19 protein-coding genes and 1 pseudogene are annotated in these 20,558 nt (G+C 68.6%); 7 read left to right on the top strand and 13 right to left on the bottom strand.

Going from position 1 to position 20,558, the window contains the following annotated elements; genetic code table 11:
• Positions 1-5: 5 nt before the first annotated feature.
• From FIV34_RS01150 to FIV34_RS01105, 10 genes and pseudogenes are all read right to left on the bottom strand, one after another.
• Positions 6-445 (bottom strand): annotated as a pseudogene (locus tag FIV34_RS01150) (SRPBCC family protein).
• A 39-nt stretch (positions 446-484) separates the two neighbouring features.
• A complete protein-coding gene (locus FIV34_RS01145) occupies positions 485-892 on the bottom strand; it encodes a cupin domain-containing protein (RefSeq protein WP_139978854.1) in 408 nt (135 codons plus the stop codon).
• Positions 893-976: 84 nt separating this feature from the next.
• Complete coding sequence (locus FIV34_RS01140; protein ID WP_139978852.1) at positions 977-1,699, bottom strand: SEL1-like repeat protein; 723 nt, start codon at positions 1,697-1,699, stop codon at positions 977-979.
• A 116-nt stretch (positions 1,700-1,815) separates the two neighbouring features.
• The gene (locus FIV34_RS01135; protein ID WP_139978850.1) at positions 1,816-3,243 is read right to left on the bottom strand and encodes an efflux transporter outer membrane subunit; all 1,428 of its coding nucleotides are present in this window, start codon (positions 3,241-3,243) and stop codon (positions 1,816-1,818) included.
• Positions 3,240-4,127 (bottom strand): HlyD family secretion protein, encoded by an 888-nt coding sequence (locus FIV34_RS01130; protein WP_139978848.1) that lies wholly within the window; start codon positions 4,125-4,127, stop codon positions 3,240-3,242. Before FIV34_RS01130 ends, FIV34_RS01135 begins: the two co-directional genes overlap by 4 nt.
• Positions 4,120-4,332, bottom strand: a complete 213-nt coding sequence (locus tag FIV34_RS01125; RefSeq protein WP_139985563.1) for a DUF1656 domain-containing protein — start codon at positions 4,330-4,332, stop codon at positions 4,120-4,122. The genes FIV34_RS01130 and FIV34_RS01125 overlap by 8 nt, the downstream gene beginning before the upstream one ends.
• A gap of 8 nt (positions 4,333-4,340) precedes the next feature.
• Positions 4,341-6,377, bottom strand: coding sequence for an FUSC family protein (locus tag FIV34_RS01120; RefSeq protein WP_139978846.1), 2,037 nt, complete (start codon positions 6,375-6,377; stop codon positions 4,341-4,343).
• A 4-nt stretch (positions 6,378-6,381) separates the two neighbouring features.
• Entirely contained in the window at positions 6,382-6,843 is a 462-nt protein-coding gene (locus FIV34_RS01115) for a MarR family winged helix-turn-helix transcriptional regulator (RefSeq protein WP_139978843.1), read from the bottom strand.
• Between the two features lie 30 nt (positions 6,844-6,873).
• Positions 6,874-7,239, bottom strand: a complete 366-nt coding sequence (locus FIV34_RS01110; protein ID WP_139978841.1) for an MliC family protein — start codon at positions 7,237-7,239, stop codon at positions 6,874-6,876.
• A complete protein-coding gene (locus FIV34_RS01105; RefSeq protein WP_170207487.1) occupies positions 7,236-8,003 on the bottom strand; it encodes a bestrophin-like domain in 768 nt (255 codons plus the stop codon). Before FIV34_RS01105 ends, FIV34_RS01110 begins: the two co-directional genes overlap by 4 nt.
• 174 nt (positions 8,004-8,177) lie before the next feature.
• Between FIV34_RS01105 and FIV34_RS01100 the strand changes: the two genes are divergently transcribed.
• The 4 genes from FIV34_RS01100 to FIV34_RS01085 are packed head-to-tail and all read left to right on the top strand — an operon-like array spanning position 8,178 to position 13,494.
• Entirely contained in the window at positions 8,178-9,179 is a 1,002-nt protein-coding gene (locus tag FIV34_RS01100; RefSeq protein ID WP_139978837.1) for a FecCD family ABC transporter permease, read from the top strand.
• Between the two features lie 5 nt (positions 9,180-9,184).
• Positions 9,185-9,961: an ABC transporter ATP-binding protein gene (locus tag FIV34_RS01095; protein WP_139985561.1), complete on the top strand. Its 777-nt coding sequence runs from the start codon at positions 9,185-9,187 to the stop codon at positions 9,959-9,961.
• Complete coding sequence (locus FIV34_RS01090) at positions 9,958-10,830, top strand: cobalamin-binding protein (RefSeq protein ID WP_211352686.1); 873 nt, start codon at positions 9,958-9,960, stop codon at positions 10,828-10,830. Before FIV34_RS01095 ends, FIV34_RS01090 begins: the two co-directional genes overlap by 4 nt.
• Before the next feature lie 54 nt (positions 10,831-10,884).
• Complete coding sequence (locus tag FIV34_RS01085) at positions 10,885-13,494, top strand: response regulator (protein WP_139978835.1); 2,610 nt, start codon at positions 10,885-10,887, stop codon at positions 13,492-13,494.
• A gap of 4 nt (positions 13,495-13,498) precedes the next feature.
• Here the strand turns inward: FIV34_RS01085 and FIV34_RS01080 are convergent, their stop codons facing one another.
• A complete protein-coding gene (locus FIV34_RS01080) occupies positions 13,499-14,347 on the bottom strand; it encodes a class I SAM-dependent methyltransferase (protein ID WP_139978833.1) in 849 nt (282 codons plus the stop codon).
• Positions 14,348-14,381: 34 nt separating this feature from the next.
• The gene (locus tag FIV34_RS01075; RefSeq protein ID WP_139978831.1) at positions 14,382-16,292 is read right to left on the bottom strand and encodes an LTA synthase family protein; all 1,911 of its coding nucleotides are present in this window, start codon (positions 16,290-16,292) and stop codon (positions 14,382-14,384) included.
• Between the two features lie 130 nt (positions 16,293-16,422).
• Here FIV34_RS01075 and FIV34_RS01070 point away from each other — a divergent pair, with 130 nt between their 5' ends.
• On the top strand, positions 16,423-17,043 hold the full coding sequence (locus FIV34_RS01070) for a YrbL family protein (RefSeq protein WP_139978829.1): 621 nt from the start codon (positions 16,423-16,425) through the stop codon (positions 17,041-17,043).
• Here the strand turns inward: FIV34_RS01070 and FIV34_RS01065 are convergent.
• Complete coding sequence (locus FIV34_RS01065; protein ID WP_139978827.1) at positions 17,040-18,737, bottom strand: ArnT family glycosyltransferase; 1,698 nt, start codon at positions 18,735-18,737, stop codon at positions 17,040-17,042. The two genes, FIV34_RS01070 and FIV34_RS01065, sit on opposite strands and share 4 nt — an antisense overlap.
• Before the next feature lie 236 nt (positions 18,738-18,973).
• Here FIV34_RS01065 and FIV34_RS01060 point away from each other — a divergent pair, with 236 nt between their 5' ends.
• Positions 18,974-19,537 (top strand): RNA polymerase sigma factor, encoded by a 564-nt coding sequence (locus FIV34_RS01060; RefSeq protein WP_246058711.1) that lies wholly within the window; start codon positions 18,974-18,976, stop codon positions 19,535-19,537.
• Positions 19,534-20,553, top strand: a complete 1,020-nt coding sequence (locus FIV34_RS01055; RefSeq protein WP_139978825.1) for a FecR family protein — start codon at positions 19,534-19,536, stop codon at positions 20,551-20,553. Before FIV34_RS01060 ends, FIV34_RS01055 begins: the two co-directional genes overlap by 4 nt.
• The last annotated feature ends 5 nt before the right edge of the window (positions 20,554-20,558 follow it).

Below are 20,558 nucleotides of genomic sequence, written 5' to 3'. Positions count from 1 at the left end.
CAGGCTCAGCCAGGGATCTCTGGCTCGACCAGCAGGGCCAGCAACTGCAGTGACTCCTGCCAGCCCAGGTAACACATCTCCACGGGAATCGCGTCAGGAATGCCTTCCTGCGTTACTTTCAGTTCGACGCCCACCAGTACGGGAGCGATGGTAACAGTGGTGACCATCTGGCCGGGCAGGTTCGGGTCGTCGAAGACGTCCGTGTAGCGGAGGCCTTGCCCGGGGGTCAGCGCCAGGTACTTGCCGCCGAACGAGTGGCTGTTGCCCGTGGTGAAGTTGGTGAAGGACATCTTGAATGTCCCGCCCACCTGCACGTCCATGTGGTGCACCTTGCAGGTGAAGCCGTGTGGCGGCAGCCATTTCGCCACGGCATCCGGGCTGGTGAAGGCCCGGTACAGCGATCGGGCGTGGTGCGCAGGACGCGCTGAAGGTTGACGGTACCCATGGTTCCACCTCGGTGTGAGAGCAAGCCGTACCGGCAAGCCTACTTCACCAGCTCGATGAGCGGTTTGCCCTTGGGTACCACGTAGGTCGCCAGCTCCGAGGACGTGCCCTTGTCCAGGTTCTTCACGCTATGGGCCACGCCGGCCGGCACCGTCAGGACCTGCCCGACCTTGTACACGGCGGCGGGCTGGCCCTCGAGTTTGTACTCCAGCGTGCCCTTGAGGACGTAGATGATTTCCTCGCCGGGGTGCTTATGGTTCGGCGCGTCCGTGCCCGGCGGGAAATCGACCCGTACCTGGATGGCTTCCCAGCCGGGGGCTGTCAGGTCATGCCGTTGCAGGTCGACGCGATGCAGGGTGCCGAGCGTGGCCTGCTGCGCATGCCCCTGGCCGGCAGAAACGGCGGCTGCGACGAACACAACCGCACCAAAAAGCGCGTGCTTGATCATGGTCTGGGCTCCTCGTGGCGGGTGGTCGCAGCGTAACGCAACGGCGAACACCACGATTGAAGCACCCTGCCCCGGCGGAACGACTTACGGCGTCGTCGCAGGCGGGGTCGCCACCTGCAGCGGGCCCACCGTCACATGCCCCGTCCAGTCCTCGAACACGTTGTTGGCCTGCTTGTCGACGAACTGCACCACGGCGATGGTCGGTGGGCATGACGAAGGCGCCTTGCCTTCGGCGAGATCGCGCACGTCGAGGCCACCTTCCATGCAGTAGCTGTTGCCGCCGCTGCTTTTGAGCTGGGCCATGCCGTCGTGGTAGCGGGTTTCGGCTCGCGGCGCGGCGACGGCGTCGGCGTACGTGCGCTTCATGTCGAGCAGGTAGGCATCGGCGCGACGCCGTTCATCGGGCGTCAGCGTGGCGCTCAACGCCTGCAGCGGCTGGGTGAAACGCGGCGTGTTGCGCTCGGCGGCCAGCGTGAACCACGCGGCGGCCAGCGGGCGGTTCATCGGCTGGTGGTCGCCGTTGAGGGCCATGACGCCAAGCACATACTGCGCGGGCTTGCTGGCCCAGCTGGCGGCTTTTTCAAACAGGCGCTGCGCCGCTTCGAAGTGTTCGGTGCCGTAGTTCTGCGCGCCAACGCAGTAGAAGTAATCGCCGGGCAGGAACTTCTCCATGCCGATGGCGCAGTGCGCATCGGAGAGCTCCTTGTCCGTGACGTGTTCCGGGGCATCCTCGGCGTACGCCGCCGTGCCAGCGATCATCAAAGCAGCGAAGACCAACGCCTTCGCCGCGTGCATCAGGTGCTGCATGTGTCGCTCCATAGCATGTGCTGGCTCCCGGACCAGCCTCCCCGCCGCGTAGATTTAGCACTTCGCGCGTCGCGGTGAAACGACAATATTTTGCGAGCCTGATGTTGCGAGCCCGCTCAGGCGCCGTCGTGCCAGCCGCCGCCCAGTGCGTAGAACAGGTGGATGCGCGCTTGGGAGACCGCTGATTCTGCGTCAGTCAGTGCGGTTTCCGCGGCCACGCGGGTACGTTCCGCATCCAGCGCGCTGAGGTACGGCGTGCGGCCGGCGTGATAAAGATCACCCGCCTGCTTCGACGCGGTCGTCGCTTCGCCGAGCGCCTGGCGCAGCGTGGCTTCGCGGTCCAGCGCGTGGGCGTAGTCGCTCAGCGCCGTCTGTGTTTCCTTCAATGCCTGGATCACGGCCTGGTCGAACGCGGCCAACGCGACGTCGGCGCCTGCCTTCGCCACCTCCACGCGCTCTTTCGCCGAGCGCGTGGGAATCGTCCAGCTGATCAACGGGCCGATGGACCAGTAGCGCGCGGGTGCCTGGCCGTAATCACCGAGCAGGCCGTTCGACCCGGCGCCAGCGCCCAGCGACACACTGGGATAGAGATCCGCTGTCGCCACGCCGATGCGCGCGGTGGCCGCGGCGAGCTTGCGTTCCGCCTCGCGGATGTCGGGCCGACGGCGCAGCAAGGCCATGCCATCGCCCACGGGAATGGGCTGGCTGGGGGCAGGCACGCTGCTGCACGTCTTCGCTGCATCCGGGATATCGCCGGGCACGTGGCCGAGCAACGCCGCGAGGGCGTACTGCGAGGCCTCGTGGCGACGCTGCAACGGCGGCAAGGCAGCGCGGGCGAGATCGAGCTGGGCGGTGGCGCGCGTGACGTCCAGGCGACTGCCCAACCCGGCGTCGAACAGCCGCTTCGCGACCTCGGTGCCGCGCTGCTGCACGTCGACGGTGCGGTTGGCGACGGCGATGTCGTGGGCTGCCTCGCAGATGCCCACGTAGCTGGCGGCCACCTGGGCGGCGACGGTCACCCGGACGACATCGCGCGCGGCCGTGGCGGCGTCGGCATCCGCACTGGCGGCCTCCACGCCGCGGCGCAGCTTGCCGAACAGGTCGAAGTCGTACGAGGCCTCGATGCCAGTGGTCGCCACGTTGAAGGTGGGCAGTTTTTCTTCCTGCAGGTACGACTCGGCGGAGATCAGGGTGCGCTCGGCGGACGCCGACGTTTTCGCGGTGATCTCGTGCTCGGCTTCCGCCGCGGCGAGGAGTGCGCCCGCGCGACGCAGGTTGGCGTCGGCGGTACGCAGGCCGGCGTTCGCCTGGAGTGCCTGGCGCTCCAGGGCGTCGAGGGTCGGGTCGTTGTACAGGTTCCACCAGTCATCACGCAGGGGCGCGGCAGCGTCGATCGACGTACCGTGCGCCGGAAGGAACGCCCCGTTGGCGCGGGCATCGTTCACCATCGCGCCATCGGGCACGGTGTAGTCGGGTCCGACGGTGGCACAGCCCGCAAGCGACGCGGCGATGACGAAGAGGGGGAGAGTGGCGCGCCAGCTCACGACTTCGCCCTCGCGCGGGTCTCCGTGCGGATCGTCACCGTGGCGGTGCGCCCGGCCACCAGCAGCAGGTCGGGCGATGCCTCGTCGATGCTGATGCGCACCGGGATGCGCTGGGCCAGGCGTACCCAGTTGAAGGTGGGATTGATGTCCGGGAGGCCCTGCGTGCTGTTCGCGCGCTCGCGGTCGGCAATACCGGCCGCCACGCTCTGCACGCGTCCGTGAAGCATGGCGTGCTCGCCCATCACCTGGATCGTCACGGCCTGGCCGGGCTTGACGCCATGCAGGCGGGTTTCTTCGAAGTAGCCATCCACGTGGAAGGAGTGGCCATCCACCATCGCGAACGGTGCGTGGCCGGCACTGACGTAGTCACCCACGCGCACGACATGGTCATTGAGCGTGCCGTCGGCCGGCGCCTTTACCAGCGTCCGCGCCAGGTCGAGGCGCGCGGTATCGGCCGCGGTGTCGTCGGCGTGCAGGCGTGCTTCGGCGGCGGCGAGCTTCGACGTTACCTGCTCGGCGGATTCGCGGGCGACGAGATCGCTGACTTCGCGGTTGCGTGCTTCCTCGCGGCGCAGCTCGGCGACGACGGCGCGCTGTTCCTCCACGGCTGCCTCGGCGCGACGCACGGCCAGTTCGAAGCGCGCGCGATCGACGACGAACAGCGGCTGGCCCTGTTTCACCGCATCGTTGTCGTGCACGTACACCTCGGTAACCAGGCCCGACACATCCGGCGACACCTGCACCGTATCGGCGCGGATATGCGCGTCGCGCGTCCATGGCAGATCGTCATACGCGTGCCAGACATGCACGCCGGCACCGATGGCGGCGGCGACCACCACGAGGGTCACCACGGTGGGCAGGATCCTGCGGGCGAGACTAGCCACGGGCCACCTCCGGCAACAGCGCCAGCACGCCGGCCACGGCCAGTACGTAAACAGCGAGGTTGAACAGCGCCGGGTGCCATACCCAGGCGTAGAAGTGCGTCTTGCCGAGGGCGAAGCGCACGAGGCTCTTCACGCCGTAAGCCGCGGCCATGACGGCCAGCAACGTGGGGAGGTACACGCCGTAGAGGCTGAACTCACCGTACAGGGGGATGTTCACTGGGAGAGGATGGGCTGCGTGGGTTGAGGGGAAATGGGTTCGGCCATCGCGACGGGTGGCAGCGCCAGCAAGGCGAGGCGGTAGCGCAGCAGCGCTGCCGCGGCGTCGCCGTGCGCGCCGGCCAGGGCGGCTATCGCGGTATCGATCGTGGTGAGCAGCGCCGCGGGCGGCGGCAGCGACGTACGTGCGGCGAGACACTGCTGGAAATAGAAGTGGCTGGCGTCGAGCACGATGTCGATAAGGTCCGCGCCGCGCGCACGCTGCTCGCGCAGGTCGATCAGGGCCACGCTGACGCGCAGGTCGCGCACGGCGTCGGTATGCGACAGCGGCTTGCCCGTGGTCAGGGCCAGACGCGGCATCCACTGCGCGGTCCGGTCCACCATGCGCGACAGCGCCACGTTGCGCTCCATGCGACGGTCGCTGCGCGACAGCGCGACCTGCTCGCGCCAGTTCGCCACGGCAAGACGCCGCGCGGCAATCTCGGCACCGAAGGGTCGCGTGACCGCACTCCACACGGCGGCGAAGGCCAGGCCACCCAGCGCGGCGAGGCTGCTGTTGGCGTAGTCCTCGAAGTTCGCTGCCGAGTTGTTGTGCAGGGCGATGCCACTGATCGTCTGCGACGTCACCAGCAGGACACCCATGTTGAATGCCGGCCGGCCGGTCAGCGTGCCAACCAGGATCAGTGGCGGCGCCATCGCCAGCGCCACGCCGGCGAACGAGGTCAGCTGGGGGAAGATGTAGAACAGATAGACCAGCCCCGCGACGACGCTGATGGCCTGCCAGAGGAAGAAGCGGCCGATCAGGGCGGCAGGCGCATCGGAGGCGGCGAAGAACGCGGTGGAGACGGCGACCAGTACCACGCCGAACGCCCCACCGGGCCAGCCGCTGTAGAGCCAGGCCGTGGCCGCGATGACGAAGGCCAGCGCGGGCGACAGCGCGGCGTGGATCATCTGCACGTGGTCGTAGAAACGCCGGCTGTCGTCCGGGCCGGCATCGCGGTACGCCAGGGTCGGCGTCACAGGGGCCTTGTCGACAAACGCACGATGCAGGCGAAGGCAGTCCTGCCACAGGTCGACCAGATCGCGCAGGCGCTCCGTCACGTTGGCCACCGGCAACGTGCTCGCGGAAGGCGTGCCCTGTGCGTCGCGCAACGCGGTGATCGCGGCACGCAAATCGTCGCCGTGCCCGGGTGTACCCTCGACGCCCCGCTCCAGCCACGCGATGACGTCCGCCAGGACCACGCCGCACGCCCGGGCCGCTCCGGCCTCCGTCGTCGCCGCGTGTGCCAGCGCGTCTCCCAGCGATGCCACCTGCGGGATTAGCATCGTCATGCGATAGCGCAGCTGCCGCGCTTCGCTCGCTTCGTTGCGGCGCGTGGCGTCGTGGCCGAGGTGGGTAATCAGGCCATCCAGCGAGGCGATGTCACTGAGCAGGTTGAAGCGTAACGGTGGCGTGGTGCGCCGCGCCGGGTCGCGAAGGCGGCGCACGGCCCAGGCGGAAGCGTCTTTCATCAGCGCCGCGACGCGGTCATGGAAGACCGGGCCGACACGATCGGGAAAGAGCACCGTGCTGACCACGCTGGCGCAGACGATGCCGAGCAGGATTTCTTCGGAACGCGCGACCGCCGTATCGAACACGAGGCCCGGCGCGATGATGGCGGAGACGCCGATCAGCGGCGTGGTGTACGAAGCAAGCAGGAAACCGTACGCACTGGGCGTGTTGTCGCGCAGCGAGAGGTAAAGCGCCAGCGCACTCCACGCGCCCATCGCCAGCACCAGCGTCAGCGGTCGCGTCGCGAACAGCGACACCAGCAGCACCGCCATCGTGGCGCCCAGCAGCGTTCCGAACGCGCGATAGATCGACTTCGACCGCGTGGCCCCCGACAACGGATGCGAGACGATGTAAACGCTGGCGAACGACCAGTACGGGTTGGGCAGCGGAATCCGCAACGCGATGTAGAACGCGAGGATCGCGGCAAGGAAGGCTTTCCCCGAATACAGCCATTCGGAGGTCGTGGGCAGGGCGAAGCGCATCGCGTCAGGTCCCGGCGTCGTCCTGGCCGTCGAACACGAGTGCCGCGTTGAGTGCCTCGTGCACGCGCAGGGCGGCACGGACGTCGTCTTCGGACACCCCGGCGAGGATCTCCCGGCGCATATCCACCATGCGCGCTTCCATCTGCACCGCCAGCGCTTCGCCGGCGTCGGTCAGCCACAGCGTTTTCGCGCGGCGGTCCGCGGGGTCGCTTTCGCGACGCACCAGGCCCAGCTCCACCAGCTTGTCCAGCGTGCGCACCAGCGAGGGCCCGGTCACGCCGATCTGCTCGGCCAGGGTCACCTGGTTGATCCCGCCACCCGAGCGGCCCACCAGCAGCATCGGCACCACGGTGGACGAGGTGACGTCGAAGTCGCCCAGGCGCACGTCCAGCATCCGCTGGAAGCGGCGGCTGGTGGCAAGCGCAAGCGTGGTCAGCTGGCGGTGCAGCTTGTCGAGGGGCGTCATGGATAAAAGCATAGCATGCTAATAATTACATTAGCCAGTACCCGGGACTTCCGAGCACGACACAGGCCGCACCTTGCCGGTATCCGGGTCCATGCCCTCGTTGTAGAGGTCGGCGTTGCGGCCCTTGGTCCACCACACCACGGACCCGGCCCCGTAGCGGGCGCCATCGGCGGACATCAGGTTGACCAGGAGAAGCGGTTTGCCGGCGATCGGCACCAGCGCGAAGCTCTGCCCGTTGTCCCCGTTCCAGTAGGTGACCTTGAACGGCTTTCCGGTGGGGCAGCGGTAGGTCGCGACGATCGGGCGCCCGGTGTTTACCTGCGGAATGGCGAGGGTCTGCGCCGCCAGGGGCGGCGTGGGCAGCAAGAGGAGGACAAGGGCAAGGACGGCTTTCATGGCAAGGCGAGCTCCGTGGCGGCCTGCAGCAGCGGCGCGCCGGAGACGCGCAGCAGGCCGGTATAGGGGGATTCCAGCTCCATCACCAGGAAGATCGAACCGGAAAACGCGAGGGCGGCGCAGAACAGGACCACGCGGACGGACGCGTTGTGCATGGCGAACGTGCCCATGCCGATGAAGATCAGGACGATCCAGGCCGTGACCACCACCAGCAGGGGAATCGGTTCGCTCGACTTCTCGTGCTCGGAGGTGAGGATGCGTTGCTGTGCAAGCTGGGCAGTGGCCTCGAGCGCGCGATGCTGGAACCACCACTTGCCTTCGGTATCCGGCTGCAGGGCGAGGATCGACGACTGCAGCCGGGTGATCAGGCTGAGGCTGGTGTGCGGCAGGCGAAACACGATGGTGTCCATCTCGCCATTCGGCGCCACGCGTTCGGTGGCCCGGGCAAGGAACGCACGCACGTCGCTGCGGATCGGCGCGGTCTCCGGGCCATAGCCCGAGAGCGCGCGATCCAGCAGGAGGATGGACGTGGAGACGCCGACGATGTCGTCGTTGGCCCGATCGAACGTCGCCCGGGCGGAGGTCACCATGAAGCCGAGCACCAGCGCCGCCAGGGTGGCCATCATGCTGATGCCGAACTGTGCCGCCTTCTGCGCTTCGTACACCAGGTGGCCTTCCGGCATGCGCCGCGCGATCCAGCCGCCCAGGTACAGGCTGCCACACGCGAACACGAACACCCCCAGCGAGAACAGGATGGCGAACATCGGCGGCACTCCCCATGCGTATGGGCGCATGGTCGCCGTTGCCGCGTGGGCGAGCTTTCGAAATAGCACGGTTTTTTGTGGATTCGACAATCCGCGGGCCACTGCCTATCCTGCCGAGCTATTTGGCGGGAGCGTCGCTGGGTGCAAAGCGCAGCAACATCGCGGGTACCGCGGATGGCCACGTTTGGCGCGGCGGCGCGGCTGTGGGCTGGCCTGCTGGTGCTCTCGGCCGCCATCGTCCTGGCCTCGGTGCTGCTGGGCGGTGACGGCTCCTCCCTGCGCGCGTCCTGGCACGGCCTGGTCACCTCGGCGGATACGCCGATGCACGCCATCGTCCACGAGCTGCGCATCCCGCGGGCCCTGGCCGCCTATGGCGTGGGCGGCCTGCTCGCCCTGTCCGGCTGCCTGATGCAGATCCTGGTCCGCAACCCGCTGGCGGACCCCTACACGCTGGGCCTGTCGGGCGGCGCTGCCGTCGGTGCGCTGGGTGCGATGCTGGCCGGCGCCGGCGCACTGGCGACGGCAGGCGGGGCGGCCGTGGGCGCCCTGTTCGCCTGCGTGGCGGTCTTCGTCCTCGCCCATCGCGACCTGGGCGCCCGGCGGCGCACGGCCCACCGTGACGACGCCACCGACCTGATCCTGACCGGCGTGATGCTGGCTTCCGGTTTCGGCGCCATCGTCAGCATGATGCTGGTGCTGGCCCCCGACCGGAACCTGCGCGGCATGCTGTTCTGGATGATGGGCGACCTCAGCGGCGTCGCCACGCCGTGGCCGCCCCTGCTGTCGATGCTCGCCGCGCTGCTGGTGGTCGCGCCGCTCGGCCGGCAGCTGAACCTCCTGGCCCGTGGTGAAGAATCGGCCAGTGCCCTGGGCGTTCGCCCCAACGCGGTGAAGTCGGCCATCTTCGCCATCGCCTCGCTGGCCACGGCCGTCGCGGTGACCACGGCCGGCACCGTGGGCTTCGTCGGGCTGGTGGTGCCGCATGCCCTGCGCCGCCTGGTCGGTAACGACCAGCGCGTGCTGATCCCGGCCAGCGCCCTGTGCGGCGGCATGCTCGTGGTGGTGGCCGACACGGTGTCGCGGATCATCGCCGATCCGATCCAGCTCCCCGTGGGCGCGGTGATGGCAATCATCGGCGTGCCCACCTTCCTGTTCCTCCTGGTGCGCCGCCGGTGAGCGCGATGCTGACGACGGAAGCGCTGCGCCTGGCCGTTCGCGACCGCCGGCTGGTGGACGCGCTGACCCTGCAGATCGCGCCGGGCCAGGTCTGGTGCGTGCTGGGCCCGAATGGCGCCGGCAAGTCCACCCTGCTGCGCACGCTGGCCGGCCTGCGCGATCCCGATGGTGGACGCGTGCGCCTGGACGGCCGTGACGTCGGCACCTGGAAACCGCTCGAACTCGCGCGACGCCGGGGCTTCCTGCCACAGTCGGTGGTCGACGCCTTCAGCCTCACGGTGCTCGAAGCCGTCACCGCCGCGCGCCATCCGCGCCTGCCCTTCTGGGCCTGGGGTGATGAGGACCTGGCGACGGTGCGCGCCGCGCTGTCGCGCTTTGAACTCGATGAACTCGCCGAGCGCGATATCACCACGCTCTCGGGCGGCGAACGGCAGCGCGTGAACATCGCCGCCCTGTTCGCGCAGGAAGTGGACGTGATGCTGCTCGACGAGCCGCTCTCCTCGCTGGACCTGCACCACCAGATGAAGACGCTGCACGAGCTGGTGCTCGCCTCGCGCGCGGGCCGCTCGGTGGTCTTCACCGTGCACGACATCAACCTCGCCATGCAGCATGCGACGCACGCGGTATTGCTGGACGGACACGGCCGCGCCCTCTCGGGCACGAAGGACACCGTGGTCACCAGCGCCAACCTCAGTGCGGCATTCCACCATCCCATCCACGGCATCACCATCGACGGCGAACTGTTCTTCCGCGCCGCGCGCCTCACGGACACACGCCCATGATCCGCCCGTTCGTCTTCCTCGCCCTGCTGGTGGCCGGTCCGGCCTTCGCCGCCACGAGCATCAGCGTCACTGACGATGCCGGGCGTACCGTCACGCTCCCGGCGCCGGCGCATCGCATCGTCAGCCTCGCGCCGAACATCACCGATACGCTCTACGCGGCAGGTGCCGGCAGCTACGTGGTGGGGACGTCGCGCTTCTCCGAACACCCCGACGCCGCGCGACGCGTGCCGGTGGTCGGCGATGCCACGATGCTTGACCTCGAACGGATCGTCGCGCTGAAGCCGGACCTCATCATGGTATGGAAAAGCGGCACGCCCGCTGCGCAGGTGGACAAGCTCGCCCGCCTCGGCATCCCCATCTATTACTCGGAAACCACGCGCCTGGCCGATATCCCGGCCGCGACACGTCGTTTCGGCAAGCTGGCCGGGACAGAAGCCGTGGCGAACGGGAACGCCACAGCCTTCGCCCAGGCACTGGACGGCCTGCGCAAGGCGTTTGCCGGCAAGAAGCGCCTGAAGGTGTTTTTCCAGGTGTGGGACCGCCCCCTGATGACCGTCGGCCGGGCGCAGATGATTTCCGACGCGCTGGACCTGTGCGGCGGCGACAACCTGTTCAACGACCTGGCCCAGGCGGCGCCCACGGTGGGCCGCGAGGCCGTGCTGGCGCGCAACCCCGACGTGATCATGACCGCCGGCGGCGAGGGCGACTCACTGGCGCCGTGGATGCAGGGCAGCTCGCTGGCCGCGGCGCGACGTGGCAACGTCATGGCCATCGACGCACCGACGTTGGCCCTGCCCTCGCCGTCGATCCTGCCCAGCGTGCGCACCCTGTGCCTGAAGCTGGACGAGGCGCGTAGCCGCACCCCCTAAGCCGCGGGCAGCCTTGAAACTGTCGTCACATATGCCGTGGTTATCTTTCGCCCAATGACCGACGCCCTCCAGCCCGCCACCGACCGCGACATCGCCTGGCTGAACGGGGGCGGTGAAGTTGGCGCACTCATCCGCACCTTCGACTGGGAGCGCACCGGGCTGGGCCCGCTGGCGGCGTGGCCGCAGAGCCTGCGCACGGCCACCAGCCTGCTCCTGCTCTCGCCGGTGCCCATCGTCCTGTTGTGGGGCGAGAAGGGCATCATGATCTACAACGATGCCTATTCCGTGTTCGCCGGCGGCCGCCACCCGCAGCTGCTTGGCTCGGAAGTGCGCCAGGGCTGGGCGGAAATCGCCGACTTCAACGACAACGTCATGCGCGTGGGCCTGGCGGGCGGCACGCTGGCCTACAAGAACCAGCACCTCACCTTGCAGCGCCACGGCAATCCCGAATCCGTATGGATGAACCTGGATTACTCGCCGGTGCTCGATGAGAGCGGTGCGCCGGGCGGGGTCATCGCCATCGTGGTGGAAACCACCGAGCGCGTGCGGGCCGAAGAGCGGCTGCGCCAGAGTGAAGGCCGGTTCCGTGCGCTGGTGAACGCCACCTCGGACATGGTCTATCGCGTGGATGCCTCCTGGCAGCGCCTCAAGGAACTGGACGGCCGCGGCTTTATCGCGAGTACCACCGAACCTTCGGGCCACTGGATGGCCGACTACCTTCCGCCTGACGAACAGACGCGCGTACGTGCCGCGATTGACGCCGCGATCGACGCCAGGGGCATCTTCGAACTCGAACACCGGGTCAAGCGCATCGATGGATCCATCGGCTGGGTCCAGTCGCGCGCCGTACCCGTCCTCGATGAGCAGGGCGATATCGTCGAATGGTTCGGCGCCGCCGGTGATATCAGCCCGCGAAAATCCGCCGAGCAGGCCCTGCGCGAGAACGAATCCCGCCTGAGCTTCCTCGACACGCTCAACGAACAGACCGCAAGAACCACCGACGCTGACGAGATCCTGCGGATCAGCACGCGCCTGGTGGGCGAACACCTGGGCGTCGCCATCTGCGCTTATGCCGACATGGACGACGACCAGGACGGTTTCACGATTCGTGGCGACTGGACCTTGCCCGGCTACGCCAGCATCGTCGGCCGTTACCGGCTTCGCGATTTCGGCACGCTCGCCGTGTCCCGGCTCAGCGAAGGCAAGCCGCTCATCGTCGACGACAACCTGCGGGAGCTGCAGGCCGACGAGTCAGCCGTGTTCCAGGCTATGGGCATCGCCGCCACCATCTGCATCCCGTTGATCAAGGGCGGCAAGCTCACCGCGCTGATGGCCATCCACGATGGCGTGCCACGTCGCTGGCATCTGCGTGAACTCGCGCTGCTCGACGAAGTGACCGAACGCTCGTGGGCGCACATCGCCCGCGTACGCGCCGAGGCCGATGTGCGCGAGGGCGAGCGCCGCTTCCGCGAAGAGCTCGAACACCAGGTGGCCGAACGCACGACCGCGCTGGAGCGGTCGCAGGCGCACATCCGCCAGGTGCAGAAGATGGAAGCGCTGGGCAGCCTCACCGGCGGCATCGCGCACGATTTCAACAACCTGCTCATGGCCGTGCAAGGCAGCCTCGAACTCCTCCGCGAGCGCATGCCGCAGGATCCGCTGCTGCTGCGTCTCGTCGACAACGCACGCGCCGGTGCGGAGCGCGGCAGTTCACTTACCCGGCGCATGCTCGCGTTCGCGCGCCGCCAGGACCTCAAGTCCGAACGCATCGACCTGCGCGCACTGGTGGAAGGCATGACCGAGCTGATGGAACGCTCGCTCGGTGCCACCGTCACCGTGGAAACGCGCTTCGCGCCGGGCCTGCCCGCGGTCGAAGCGGATGCCAACCAGCTCGAATCCGCGCTGCTCAACCTGGCCGTCAACGCGCGCGACGCGATGGACAGCGTGGGCACCATCGTCATCAGTACCGACGAAGCCTGGGTGGGTAACGACGACGAGCGCCTCGCGCCCGGCCACTACGTGCGCCTGTCGCTGGCGGATTCCGGTGCGGGCATGGACGAGCACACCCTCAAGCGTGCGACCGAGCCGTTCTTCACCACCAAGGGCGTGGGCAAGGGCACCGGCCTGGGCCTGTCCATGGCGCATGGCCTCGCCGAGCAGCTCGGCGGCGCGCTGGTGCTGCGCAGCGAGCCTGACAAGGGCACCGCGGCGGAGATCTGGCTGCCCGCCGCCGCCCCGGGGCCCGAACCGATCACGGCCGCCGCCGATACGGGCGTCGACGCGATGAAACCACGTTGCCCCGGTAACCGACGACTCAGCATCATGACCGTGGACGACGATGACCTCGTCCGCGCCACCACCGTGGAGATGCTCGAAGACCTTGGCTATGACGTGGTCGAGGCACGCTCGGGCGCCGAAGCACTGCATCTGCTCGCGCAAGCGCACGTGGATATGCTGATCACCGACCACGCGATGCCGCAGATGACCGGCGCCCAGCTCGCGGCACAGGTGGAGGCGCGCTGGCCCGACCTGCCCGTGATCATGGCTACGGGGTATGCCGACCTGCCCGCCGGCGCGCAGCCCGGCCTGCCGCGCCTCGCCAAGCCGTATTCGCAGGCATCGCTGGCCGAGGCGATTGCCCGCGCCATGCCCTGCGTCGACTGACGGATCAGGCCTTCGCGACGATCAGCCAGGCGGGCGCCCAGCTGTAGTCGTGCACGTGGGTCGTCGCGGCCACCCGGTAGCCTGCGCGGACGAGCTCGTCCTGCCACGCCGATATCGGCTGCTCCCAGTTCGAGGGCGCTGCCGTACGCAACTGGCCAAGCAGCATCGGCGCGAGGAAGCCCCCGGCCACCAGCGCCGCATCATCGCCGTACTCGCTCGCGGCCCGCTCGTAGCGTTGCGCCAGCGAGGCAAAGCGTTCGTCGGCACTGCTGAAGACGGGCACGTCGAACTCGACGATGGCCAGCCGCGTCACGTGGCGGCGCAGTTTCTTCAGCGCCACCAGCCGCTCGCCCGGCGCGATCGACTGCAGGGCGAAGGTCGATTGCGCAAGATCCCAGCGGCGCTCGGGCGCCAGCTGGGCCAGGAAGGCCTGCAAGGTCAGCTGCCATGCCTTGCCCGCGGGCAGGCGCGGACGCAGCGCATCGAGCAGCCCACCGGAGGGCTCGACCACGTCCACCGTGGTCGGCGCCGGCCGGGTCTGGCCCAGGGCGGGCAGCAGGGCGAGCCCGTCACCCACGCCAATGTCGAGCAGGCAGCGCACGCCCAGTTGCTCATAGAGCCGGGCCAGCGTGGCGCTTACCGCGGAATACAGCGACGCGTTGCCGCCGCCGCGGATAAACACCTCGAAGGCCTGCGGGGCGTCATACGCACTCCGCTCGCCGTCGTCGTCGATCAGCGCGCGGGCCAGGGCGTCGGCCATCACCGAGCCTTCCGCCCGCGCCTTCGTCAGCCACGGCGCCGCATGGCCGTGCTCGGCGATGAGGCGGAGGGCATGGGCGAGTGAGGCGGTCATCGGCGCATTCTAGCCAGCGATGACCGCCGCCGCGTTACGGTTTGGCGTCGGCCGCCTTGGGCGCCAGCCGGTAACGCTGATGGCTATACGCCCAGCTCGGCCACAGTGCGTGGGCGAGGGCCACCTTCTCCAGTTTCGGGTCCACCGCCTCGGGATCGAGCTTCTCGCCTTCCACGCCGTAGTGGTACTGCGTAGTGGGCTGGTTGGGACGCAGCACCACCAGGGTGTCGTCCTTCAGGTAACCGTAGTTGTCGCCGTACTGCATGATGGCGCGGTCGGGGTAGCGCTGGGTGAGGTCGGCGCCGAGCATGGGGTGTTCGCTGCTGATGCCGATGAGCGAGAGCAGCGTCGGCGCCAGGTCCACCTGGCTGACGATGTGCTCGTCCTTCTTCACCGGCACGCCCGCGCCAAGGATCAGCGCCGGGATATGGAAGTGGCGCACCGGTACCAGGCTGGCGCCAAACACGCGCGCATCGTGGTCGGCCACGATCAGGAACACGGTGTGGTTCCAGTACGGCGACGTCTTCGCCCGCGCGAAGAACTGGCCGATGGACCAGTCCGCATAACGCACGGCATTGGCGTTGCTCGCCGGTTCGCCTTCGGCCTTGATCCGGCCGGCCGGGTATTCCCACGGCGTGTGGTTCGACACGGAGAACGCCACCGTCAACGTCGGCTTGTCACCATCGTCGAGCAGGCGCTGGTGCAGTTCGTTGAACATGTCCTCGTCGGACGCGCCCCACGAGCCGATAAAGCCCGGCTTGGTCTTGAAGCTCGCGCTGTCCACCACTTCGTTGAAGCCGTTGCCGAAGAAGAACGAACGCATGTTGTCGAAGTGCGCTTCGCCGCCGTAGAGGAAGCGGGTGTGGTAACCGAACGTATCCAGCAAGGCGCCCAGGGTGAAGAAATCACGCTGGCTGCGCGGCAGCTTGAGCACGGCTTCCGCCGGGGTCGGCAGGAAACCGGTCGTCACCGCTTCCAGGCCACGCGCGCTGCGCGTGCCCGTGGCGTACGTGCGCTCCAGCCACCAGCCTTCGTTGGAGAGCTTGTCGAGTTCCGGCGTGTAACCGGCGCCGCCGAGGCTGCCGACAAACTGCGCACCCAGGCTTTCCTCGAGGATGATCACCAGGTTCAGCGGCTTGCCGTCCTGGCGCGTGGCCACCTGCTTGTGCAGCGACGGGTACTGCGGATCCAGCGGCGCGCCGGTGAACCCCGCGGTGTCACGCACGATGCCGTTCATTTCGTCATCGGCCATCTTGCCGTACACCGCCGACGCGGAGCGCTCGTTGCCCAGCGCCAGCGCCGCGTTGAGCACGTTGTACAGCGAGTTCAGCGGCAGCGTATTGACCATGGCATCGTTGGTGAAGGCCACCTGCGATGCATTCAGCGGGCGATGCTGCAAGGTGCCGCGGCCGGCGAGGAACAGCACGCAGAACACCAGCACGGTGGCCACGGGGCGCATCCAGCCACGCACGGCGCGCGCATCCGGGCGGCGCGTCGGCAACAGGCGGAAGCCGATCCACGCGAACAGCGCGAAGACGATGAGGCCGGCACCCACGGAGAGCTTGTAGCCGTTCCAGAGCATCGCCGCGACTTCGTGCGGGCTGGTCAGGTACTCGAAGTACAGGCGGTTCGGGCGCGTGTCGTACTCGATCAGGAACTGCGGGGTGGAGACCTCCAGCAGCACGTACAGCAGCCACCACAGGCGCAGCCACCAGGCCGTGAGGCGGGTGGGCCAGGCGCGATGGCCGAGCCACGGCGAGAGCAGGGCCGGCACAGCGATGACCATGGCCAGCAGGGAGAGGTCGATGCGCCAGCCACCCAGCAGTACCGGCCACAGGCCGCCGGCGTCGTGGACGCGCGTCCATTGCCAGGCCGAAAAGCCAAGGCGGGCGAGGGTCAGGAAGACGAGGACGGCGGCGACGAAACGCCAGATAAGCTTGCGCACGAGGAAAGTCCGGGCTGGGCGCGGCGCAGCGGCCGCGCGGTGACGGGCATGTTACAGCCCAGTCACTTTACACTGTGCGCCTTGTCAGCAACTTACCGCCGCCTTTCGGGCTGCCACGCGAGGATCCCCGATGTTCAGACTGGCCGACGCCACGCCCATCGCCACCGGCCATGTCCGCGAGGTGTACCAGCACCCCGACGACGAGACACTGCTGGTGAAGGTGATCGCCAGCGCATCCATCGAGGCCCGCTGGAACCAGGCCCCCTGGTACCGCCGCATCGCGCGCAGCGGCCCGTACAAGGATTTCGTGCGTGAGTTCCGCGAGTACGTCACCAGCATTTACGTCGGCGGCTACGAGACCTCGCCGATCGCCCGCGTGGTGGGCCTGGAGATGACCGACATCGGCCTCGGCCAGATCGTCGAGAAAGTGCGGACGCCGGACGGCCGGTTGGCGCCCACGCTACACGACTGGGTGAAGGCCGAAGGCTTCACCGAGCGCACCCGGGCCGAGATGGAAGCGTTCTACGACCGGCTGCTCAGCCACGACACCATCGCGGCCGACCTGCATGCATGGAACGTCGTGTACGGCGAGGATTCGCGCGGCGGCCCGCGCCTGGTGATGATCGACGGCTTCGGCGAGAAGAACATCATCCCGCACCAGTCCATGAGCCGCTCGCACAATGCCAAGCGCATGAAACGCAAGTACGACCGCATGCTCAAGCGCACCATCGCCGAAGCCCCGGCGCGCTAGGAACGCACGGCCACGGGCTGCGGCGTGCACGCGGGGCGGGAGGCGTCGGCCGGCAGCAGCACGAAGCGGACACGGTTGGCGACGCCGAGCGGGCGAACCTTGTCGGCCACGACGCAGCTGTCGAGCGCATCGTCGTTGAGGAAGATATAGCGACGGGCCGGGTCGGCCGCCTGCCACGCGCGGGCGGCGGCCAGCTGGTCAGCGGCTTTCCGCGAAAAGCCAAACTCGGCCACCGGCCGCCGTGCCTGCAGCAGGTTTTCCTCGCGCCATGCCACCAGGCCCAGTTCGCCGCCCGGCCCGATGGCCTCGTCGGCGGCGGCCATCACCGCGCGGGCCGACTGGTTCTGATTGAGCAGCGGGTACGTGGCCAGCGGCCACAACGTCCACCCCAGTGCCATGCCACAGAGCAGCGCCGCCACGCCACGGCGGGGGCGGAAGCCCGCGGCCGCCACGAAGAAGCACGCACCCACCGCCATCACCGACACCCACAGCGCCTGGCCGTGGCCGTCCAGCTCATAGCCTTCGGCGAAGCGGCGCGCCACTTTCGGTGCCGCGACCAGCGCCCACGTGCCCGCGGCGGCAAAGACCACGCCGCATGCCACGGTGATCCAGAACGCCACGCGCTGCAGCCAGCGTGTCTTCAGCAGGTCCAGGACGTACGGCGCCATCGCCATCGCCAGCATCGGCAGCATCGGCACGATGTAGATCTCGCGCTTGCCGCGCGGGATGGAGAAGAACACCAGCACAAGCAGGCACCATGCCAGCGGGATCCACACCCGCGGTTCGCGCAGGCGCCAGGCATCGCGCCAGCGCGGCAGCAACACGGGGATGAGCAGCCACGTCGGCAGCCATCCGCGAAGGATCACGCCGAGGAAGAACCACGGCGCCTCCTCGTGCTGCCACGAATCGGCATAGCGCTCGGCGGTCTGCCGGAACAGGATGTCGTTGACGTAGGCGAGGTATTCGGGCGTACGCATGCCGTACGCGGTGGCCAGCATCGGCCCGAGCCAGAGGGCGATGGCCACGAAGAAAGCCAGTGCGCCGGCGGCCCAGCGCCAGCCGTCGCCGCGCGTCAGGGTGACGCCCGGCCAGGCGCGCGCACGGCAGGCCACGTACGGCAGCAGCATCAGCAACGCGATGACGCCCACGCCCTTGGTGATGACGCCCAGCCCCGCGGCAAAGCAGCCCAGCCAGTACATGCGCCAGTTCGGGCCGCGCAGGCAATGCAGCAGGATGCCGGTGTTGGCCAGGGTGATCCAGAACAGGTTCAGCGGATCGATCTGCGCGTGGCGGATCACCTCGATGAACGGCATGGACATGAGCACGATCGTCGCCGCGACCAGGCCGGTGCGGGCATCCCACAGCCGGCGGCCGAGGTGCCATGTCAGCGCCAGCGTGCCCAGGCCCGACACCAGCGAGGTGAGCAGGAAAGCACCCCGCCATTCCCCGGTGAGCCACATCCACGCGGCTTCGGTCCACATCAACATGGGCGGCTTGTCGGAGTAGAGCTCCATGCCCCGGTGCGGGAACAGCCACTGGCCGGATTCGAGCATCTGCCGGGCGATCAGCGCGAAGCGCGGCTCATCCGGCGGCCAGGGGTCACGGAGTCCGATGCCCGCCGCCAGCACGAGGAAGGCGATGAGCATGAACCATGCGAAGTGGCGCAGGGATGTTCGGTCGTCGTTCAAACGCATGCGGCAGGCGGCCCGGAGGATGCCTGCATGCTAAGCCACGACCCATGTCGAAGGCCTTACAGGGGCCTTAGGGGTGCCCGACTTTCGGTGGGCCTGCGCCTGGCGGAACGGAGCCCATTTCAATTTTCCGAAGCTGGGACGTCTAGGGTGTTCGCCGGTGCGGACACCGGGGTGCGTCCCTGCCCGTACGTACTCCGGTTCCGCACCGTGCGACCCTATATCCGGAACACCCCCCAATGAACGCGGTACCCCGACAGATGGACCCATCCGAGGCGACTGGCGCGCCCCGCGGACGACGCGCCGACCAGGTCGTAGCGCTATTTCGCGAGCACAATGCCGCGCTGGTCGCCTTCCTCCGCGCCCGGCTTAACTCGCATGCCGACGCGCAGGAAGTGGCCCAGGAGGTGTACCTGAAGCTGCTCTCGCTGGACGACGCCACGAAAATCGACTCCCCCCGGGCCTTCCTGTTCCGGGCGGCCTCCAACCTCGCCGTGGACCGCCTGCGCATGCGCAACGTCCGCGCCGCGGCTCCGGTGGACCCCGACCAGGACGGCTGGCACGTCACCCCGATCCCCGAGCAGCACGCCTCCGCCGTCCAGCAGTGGCGGGACATGCGCGAAGCACTGGATGAGCTGCCGCCCAAGACCAGCCGCGCCTTCGTGATGCACGTAATCGACGGCCGCGATTTCGCGTCCGTGGCCAAAGAAATGAACCTGAGTGAGCGCATGGTGCGCTACCACGTCGGCCATGCCCTGGCGCATTGCCGTGACCGCAGAGATCGTGCGGAGACCCTTCGATGAACGCTTCGACCTTTGCCCCCGGCCACCGTATCGAGCACACCGCCGCCGAGTGGTGGGCACGCCTGCGCGACCCCACGCTGCCCGACCAGGCCCTGGCCCAGTGGACCGAATGGCTCGAGGCGGACCCCCGCCACGCCGCCGCGTTCGACCGCGCCTGCGCCCTGGCCGAAGAGGCTGCCGCCCTCAAGGGTGACCAGCGCGCCGACCTCGTCGCCCGCTTCGCCCCGCGTGCCCCGGGCGTGCGCCGTGCCCCGCGGCGGATGGGCGTGGCCCTGGCCGCTGGCGTGGCCACGGTGGCGCTGGTGGCGGGCGGCCTGTTCCTCGGCCTGCGTCCGGGCCCGGATGCCGCCCACGCGTACACCAGCGAACGCGCCGCGCACCGGGACATCGACCTGCCCGACGGCTCGAGCATCGAGCTGGGCGGCGCCACGACGATTACCGCCCGTTACGGCCACGACATCCGCGCGATCGACCTGGACGCTGGCGAAGCCTTCTTCCGCGTGGCCCACGCCGAGCGGCCCTTCGTGGTGAACGCCGGCCCGCTGCGCATCCGCGACCTGGGCACCGCGTTCAACGTGCGCCGCACGGGCGATCGCGTCACCGTGGCCGTGACCGAAGGCCGTGTGCGCGTCTCGCCCTCGGCGGACGACACGGACAACGGCACGGTGGAGCTGGGCGCGGGCCGCGAAGTCTCGTTTGACCCTGAGACGCGTGCCATGCGCATCCTCGACATGGACCCGGGCACCGCCACGGCCTGGCGTGAGCACCGCCTGGAGTTCGTGAACGAGCCGCTCTCCTCGGTCCTGGAAAACGTGAACCGCTACAGTGCGCGGCCCATCCGCCTGACCGACCCCGCCCTGTCCCGCCTGACGTTTACCGGCACGGTCCAGGTCGATACCATCGACAGTTGGGTGGCAGCCCTGCCGCGTGTCTTCCCTGTGCGGGTAGACACCTTTGCCGACCACCTTGAGCTTTCACGACAGACATCCATGGCGCGGGGTCCTAAGCCGCGCTGACCCTA

It is taken from the genome of Luteibacter pinisoli (assembly GCF_006385595.1).
Lineage (GTDB): Bacteria > Pseudomonadota > Gammaproteobacteria > Xanthomonadales > Rhodanobacteraceae > Luteibacter > Luteibacter pinisoli.
This window is presented reverse-complemented; position numbering and strand designations above follow the sequence as displayed.